At 43.5% G+C, this 6,260-nt stretch carries 6 protein-coding genes; 1 reads left to right on the top strand and 5 read right to left on the bottom strand.

From position 1 onward, the window contains the following. Positions 1-159: 159 nt before the first annotated feature. Positions 160-498 carry a hypothetical protein gene (locus Q0389_RS10015; protein ID WP_298693874.1) on the bottom strand — a complete coding sequence of 113 codons (339 nt, stop codon included), beginning with the start codon at positions 496-498 and terminating at the stop codon, positions 160-162. After that, positions 499-1,128 carry a phosphoserine phosphatase SerB gene (gene serB / locus Q0389_RS10020; protein WP_298693875.1) on the bottom strand — a complete coding sequence of 210 codons (630 nt, stop codon included), beginning with the start codon at positions 1,126-1,128 and terminating at the stop codon, positions 499-501. 51 nt (positions 1,129-1,179) lie between these two features. On the opposite strand from serB, the gene Q0389_RS10025 reads away from it, so the two are divergent. Beyond that, on the top strand, positions 1,180-2,082 hold the full coding sequence (locus Q0389_RS10025) for a methylenetetrahydrofolate reductase (RefSeq protein WP_298693876.1): 903 nt from the start codon (positions 1,180-1,182) through the stop codon (positions 2,080-2,082). Here the strand turns inward: Q0389_RS10025 and Q0389_RS10030 are convergent. The 3 genes from Q0389_RS10030 to Q0389_RS10040 form a co-directional block, all read right to left on the bottom strand. Continuing rightward, positions 2,079-2,330, bottom strand: coding sequence for a Txe/YoeB family addiction module toxin (locus Q0389_RS10030; protein WP_298693879.1), 252 nt, complete (start codon positions 2,328-2,330; stop codon positions 2,079-2,081). The genes Q0389_RS10025 and Q0389_RS10030 overlap by 4 nt on opposite strands. Further along, on the bottom strand, positions 2,330-2,581 hold the full coding sequence (locus tag Q0389_RS10035) for a type II toxin-antitoxin system Phd/YefM family antitoxin (protein WP_298693877.1): 252 nt from the start codon (positions 2,579-2,581) through the stop codon (positions 2,330-2,332). Before Q0389_RS10035 ends, Q0389_RS10030 begins: the two co-directional genes overlap by 1 nt. Before the next feature lie 99 nt (positions 2,582-2,680). Then, positions 2,681-5,365 carry a hypothetical protein gene (locus tag Q0389_RS10040; protein ID WP_298693878.1) on the bottom strand — a complete coding sequence of 895 codons (2,685 nt, stop codon included), beginning with the start codon at positions 5,363-5,365 and terminating at the stop codon, positions 2,681-2,683. Positions 5,366-6,260 lie beyond the last annotated feature (895 nt).

Below are 6,260 nucleotides of genomic sequence, written 5' to 3' on the forward strand. Positions count from 1 at the left end.
TATGGTAGCTTAAGACACCTTCAGCATTTTCGAAAAAACGGTGAAGGTGTCTTGACACTTATAAATCATATCGGATAAAGAATAAATGAACGTTTAACAAACCGTTTTTTTGATGGATTTTTTACACATTTTATCAAAAACGTATCAAATTATCCCATTTTAATCGTTTTCTTCTTCCGCTTCAATCTCTTGAAGTTTCCCGAGTTTTACTTCGTTGCGAATCTTATCCTGACGGATTTTACGATACGCTTTATACTGCGCTTTTTTCAGCTCTTCACCCTCTAAACCGACCTCGGCACCGATCTCTTCGGCACTTAATCCCGCCTCGTTCATCATGATCATACGAAACTCTTTTTTAGTCAAATGGCGTTTCAACGAAGCGTACAATTCGCGTTCGTCATCGCCGATTTCCACAGCACTGCATTCATACAGCCGTGCCAATACTTCGCGAATCGTTTTATCAGGGTTATAGCGGAGCCATAAAGAGTTCTCTAACATTTATAAAAATACCTTTGTAAGAATTTGGGTGAGATCTTTCGTATCGACAATGACGTTTGCCTCTTTTTTTAAAATCTCCTTGGCGCAAAACGCCACACGCATACCCGCATGGGCAAACATGGAACGGTCATTCGCCCCGTCCCCGATCGCCATCGTCTCTTCCTGAGTGATTCCAAATAGTCCTTGAAGCCGTTGAAGCATATCCCCCTTGGAGAAATCGAACATCATATCTCCTCCGACGAGGCCCGTAAGATGTCCGTGCTTTTCATGCAAAACGTTGGAAAAATCAGCATCGTATCCGAGGATATGTTTTGCATACGACGTGGCTGAACGGAATCCTCCGCTGAAACAAACGACTTTTATCCCCCGCTCTTTGAGCGCAGAAATCGTTTCGACGGCTCCTGGCATATACGGGAGATTGCGGCAAATATGTTCTACCTTTGAAAATTCCAACCCTTTTAGAAGGCCGACACGCTGTTGCAAACTCTCAAAAAAATCGAGTTCACCGTTCATTGCCCGTTCCGTAATTGCACTGACCTCGGCTCCGATACCGAGAGACTCGGCAAAAAAGTCGATCGTTTCGCCGTCCATCAGCGTCGAATCAAAATCAAATACTGCTAATTTAATCAAAAGAGCCTATCCTGTTTGTTATAATGGCGCAATTATATCCAAAGGCTCCTTTTGTTCGAAACCTTTATCGAAAAACTCCGCAACGGTACCTATATCACCCTCGAAACGACCCCTTCGCGCTCGGCACAATTCACCCCGACTATCGAAAAAATCGCCACGTTGGGTCTGGATAAACTGGTAGACGGTTTCAGTACGACAGACAATCCGCTCGCCAAACTCAAATACAATGCCCTCTTTGCCGCCATGAAACTCCAAGATCGTTTTGGACTCCCGACGTTAGCGACGATGAGTATGCGCGATCGCAACCGTATTGCACTCCAATCCGACCTTCTCGGGGCGAACGAATCAGGTGTCCGCGCCGTACTCGCCCTTACCGGAGACAGCGCCCACTATTCCGACCAACCCCATGCCAAAGGGGTATTTGAAGGCAACAGCAATCTTTTGCTCGATATTATCACTACCCTTAACCGCGGCGTTGACATGGCAGATCAAAAACTCCTCGCTCCCGTTCAGCCCATTTATCCCTTTGCCGTAATCGACGCTTACGCAAAAAATAGCGCCGCTTTGCAGAAAAAGCTCTCTAAAAAAGTCTCGCACGGAGCCGTCGCCATCATTTCCCAACCGGTTTATGATCTCGAAAATGCCCGAAAACTTCTCACGATGACAAACGAAGCCAACATCGAGCATCATGCAAATTGTGTTTTGATTTTAGGCTATTTCCCGATTACGAAACTTCGAACCGCCCGCTTTTTGGATGAGAATGTCCCCGGTATTCATGTCCCGCACAGTTGGGTCGAAGCCCTCGAAGCCGCGGCAAAAATCAGCCCTGAGGAAGAGTACCGTGTCGGATTTGAACTCAGCAAAAATCTTTTCGAAGAGCTCAAAGCACTCCATCCGAAAATCCACATTATGACTGCCAATCAGTTTGAGTTAGCCAAGGCTATTTTGAGCTAATAGTGATACCGACACTGCGCCACGATTACAAGATCATTTTTGATCGTGTAGACGAGGCGGTGTTCTGCCGTAATCCGTCGGGACAGATACCCCGATAAATTCTCTTTTAGCCGTTCAGGCTTCCCCAATCCTTCATCGGGATTTCGACGGATATCTTCCAATAGTGCATTAATCCTTTTGAGAATCTTTTTATCATTGTGCTGCCAATAGAGATAATCTTCCCATCCATTGGTCGAAAACGCAATCATCAACTCGCGATCTCTCGGACAGTGAATTCCCCTTTTTCGATCTCTTCGACCGAATCCAGCAAACGATCACGATTGGTTTTAGACGAGAGCAGATACATCGTCTCTTTCATCGACGCATACTCTTCGTACGAGATCAGTACGGCACTTTGGTTGTCTTTGGTCGTGATAATGTACTCTTCGCAGTCGTTGCAGACACTATCGATCATGCTACGCAGGTTGTTGCGTGCCGCAGAATAAAACATGGCTTGCATCGCACACTCCTTTTTTTGTCAATATGTTGTCATTATGACGAATAAAATACATTTTGTCAAGATATTAGCAATAGTAAAATTTATTTCGTCCGTAAACTACTACTTAAACCAATAAGGCGTCGCTTTTGCCCACGGGGTGTTTTCATAACGCTCATGCAACAAATCATACGCTTTTTTTGAGTATTCACCATGCGAACAATTAGTGTCTTTTCCAAGCAACCAACAAAAATTGCATCCATACCGTGTTGTTCTGACAGCGCGATTTAGATTAGCTGCCCGCTCATTTTGCTCTTCGGGAGTTATTGCAATTCCGGATTCCATTTCACGTTTGATAACTGCTTCGCTGAGGTATTTCGGTCCGGAAGGAATACTTTCCAGTGCTTCGATCTCTTTTTTATCTATCAACGCCATATAGGGGTGGTTGTTCAGCAATTTGTGCTGATTATCGAGATAAGGCTCTAATTCACTTCTTAGACTTTGGTCTTCCGTTCTATTTCTAGTATTAAAGGAGAGGATATTGTTGTCATTCGGAACAATCATCATGGCATTAAAAATACGCTTTTTAAACATCTCGCTGTCAAAGCGGCACCACCAGTTGTTATCATTATGATTATACACGTCGATAGCATCAAGTCTTATCCCCTTTTCTTCCCCTTTACGCTCAGAGTCATCCGCATATTCCAAATAAAGTGCCGGACGAAAACGAGGCATTTTTAGTAAAAAGCTGATGTATTTATCCCGATTGTGACCGGCAACACTCTCCAACAGCGACTCTCGAATCGAGGGATTGAGTTTGGCAGCCAATGCAGCGTATTTGTCGATCTGATCATTATCGTATTCGAGTAACACTGCCCTTGTAAAAAGGCTACGAGAAATCATCCCTCGATACTCACGTTTGATACGATCGTCCGTTGCCATCGAATTGAGTAATTTAAACGGCAAAATTTCGATCATTTCCCGCCATACTCTATCGTCATTATCGTACTTATAGAATTCATAACGGTGATAATCAGTGAGGATCGCTACACTAATTGCTTCATCCGGTGTTGTCGCTAATAAGCTTCTCCACTGTTCAAATTCATTAGGAAGCTTTTTTTGTATACCGTCGAGTAGAGTACGCGCATTTTGAATCCTATCCGTATAAACTAACCACCGCAATGTTTCATTTAGAACCCGTCTAAAATCGTCTCTACGATAGCTATATTCCATCGATTCTGGAAAATAAAGCAACTCTTTCTCAAAATAATCCCAATGCCCGAAAATTAGCGCATCGGCTTTATCAATCTCACCTCGTCCTAAACGGATACGCACTGCATTTCTCCACAGATCAAAAATCCATATTCGATATTCCGGGGTTTCATTTTTCCATGCGCTATTTAGATAGGGTTCAGCATCGAAAAGAATTTTAGAAGCGAAATCATCCTTTGGATGGACGCGTTGAATAGCAATTTGTAGCCACGCCCCGTCTTTGGTCTTTTTCCATTGTTCGAGTGCATGAATTACGATATTCCGATTTTGTTCCCAATACGGGTTCTCTTGTTGATGCAACGACCAAAGCCAATCGTAATCAAATACGTTATATGCCCATTTTGCCTGCATCCAGTCGATGAGAGGATTTTGCGAAGCCAATGTCTTTACGGAACGCATTCTCGGACCTTCCGGTTCGTATGAGGTCAACCACCAATCAACGGCTTTTGAATTCGGTGCATAACGTGCAAAATAAACATTGAACTGCGCCAAAGCATCTTTTTGTTCGTTAAATGCTTTTTCGGGCTGTTCAACACTATCGGTAGAAAGCCGAACGAGCTTTTGAAGCCAGTTTAAATGTTCCATTGCCAGTTCAGGGGTAAGCTCCAAATCAAAAGAGCGCATATTGCTCATAATGACAAAACGGTAATTTTTTGCAATATCGTGAATGCTACTCAAAGAAGGATCGGCGAGGATTTCTCCGATTTTATGATAAGCCTCTTCAGCACGATTTTGATACGCAAGTGTTCGAACGACCATATAAGCCGCCATTGGTCGCTGAGGTGAATCGTTCAGTTTTTCGACTTCTTGATAATTTGCCAATGCCGTTGGATAATCTTTTCTATAAAAATTCCAACTGCCAAGTTGATAAAGAAAATCCCCTTTTGCTCTTTGCGGAAGTTTCCCAACAGGTTGGATCGGCATTACATCGTCCTCTTGAGCACCTTCACATGCCGAAAAGACCCGATGTTGATTGACAGCCCATAGTTTCAAATACGGTAAATCTTTCCCTAATTGCGTTTGGATCTCCCGTAACGTTACTAATCCACTCTTATAATTACACTCAGTCCATCGGTTTGAATCCATTTGAGGGGAGAAACCGGGAATCTTTAACGCCAAAAGTACTTTTGACCACACCAGTGAATCGCTCGGTGCTTCAGAATAGTAGGTATCTGCATAAAGCGTTTCGGACATCAATGCCGGACGAGTAATTGTTTGCTTAGCTGTTGGGTGTCGGTCTTGAGTTTTCTTTTCCAAATAATCAAGTTGAAGATGATACGAATCGATCAAGCACTTTACGTCCTTACATCCGTTTCGTTTTTTCATCCATGCAAACTGCTCATTTTTGAGCTGATTTTTCTCTTTAGTATATTTAATGGCTTCTTTAAATACTTTGGATAGATTTTCATCCATCACAGATAGTTCTTTATCCGAACAAATCATCTTCTCAACATTGGTTTTCGCTTTCGAACAATCAAAACTTGCCCCGAACAGAGAGATGGTTAGAGGGATAACAAAAATTAAAATTTTTTTCATTCTAGTTCCTACAATCTTTACATGCTATCAAAATTACATTATTATAGTATTTTTTCGTTGTAGATTCAACCATAGTATTTGCTCGTATCGTAAGTAATTTTGAGCTAATTTCAGCCTCTTTTGGCTATAATCGATCATTATTAAATTGCAGGAATACTCTTTATGATCGATGTAAAACTTCTCCAGAAAAATTTTGACGAAACCGCCTCTGCGCTCATGCGCAAAAAAGTCTCCGCCGAGACGATCGCGGAACTCAAATCTGCCAACGAAACCCTCAAAAGCGCCAAACAAGCTTACGAGACCCTCCAAGCCAAACAAAACGAACTCAGTAAACTCTTCGGACAGTATAAAAAAGAGGGAAAAAGCACCGACGAGCTTAAAATCGAAGTGGATGCCAACAAAGCGACCCTCAACGATCTGCTTGACGCACAGCGCAGTGCCGAAGAGGCTCTCGATGCCATCATTATGCGGGTTCCGAATATTCCCGACGCGGACGTACCGGACGGAGAAGATGAAAATGACAATATCGAGCTCCGCAAAGTCCTCACCCCTCCGACATTTTCTTTTACCCCGAAAGAGCATTGGGAGCTCGCCGAACAAAACGGCTGGATCGATTTTGAGCGGGGCGTCAAACTCGCCAAAAGCCGTTTCAGTGTCGTAAGCGGAATGGGCGCGCGTTTAGAGCGGGCCCTTATCAACTTTATGCTTGATTTCAACCGTGAACGCGGATTTGAAGAAGTGAGCGTTCCGATGCTCGTCAACCGTCGTGCGCTGGAGGGAACGGGACAGCTTCCTAAGTTCGAAGAGGATCTGTTTAAAGTCGAAGAGGAAGAGCTCTTTTTAATCCCTACGGCCGAAGAGATCGGAAGAGCGTCGTGTAGGGAAAGAGTGTAGA

Source organism: uncultured Sulfuricurvum sp. (assembly GCF_937936435.1).
In the GTDB taxonomy this organism is placed as follows: domain Bacteria; phylum Campylobacterota; class Campylobacteria; order Campylobacterales; family Sulfurimonadaceae; genus Sulfuricurvum.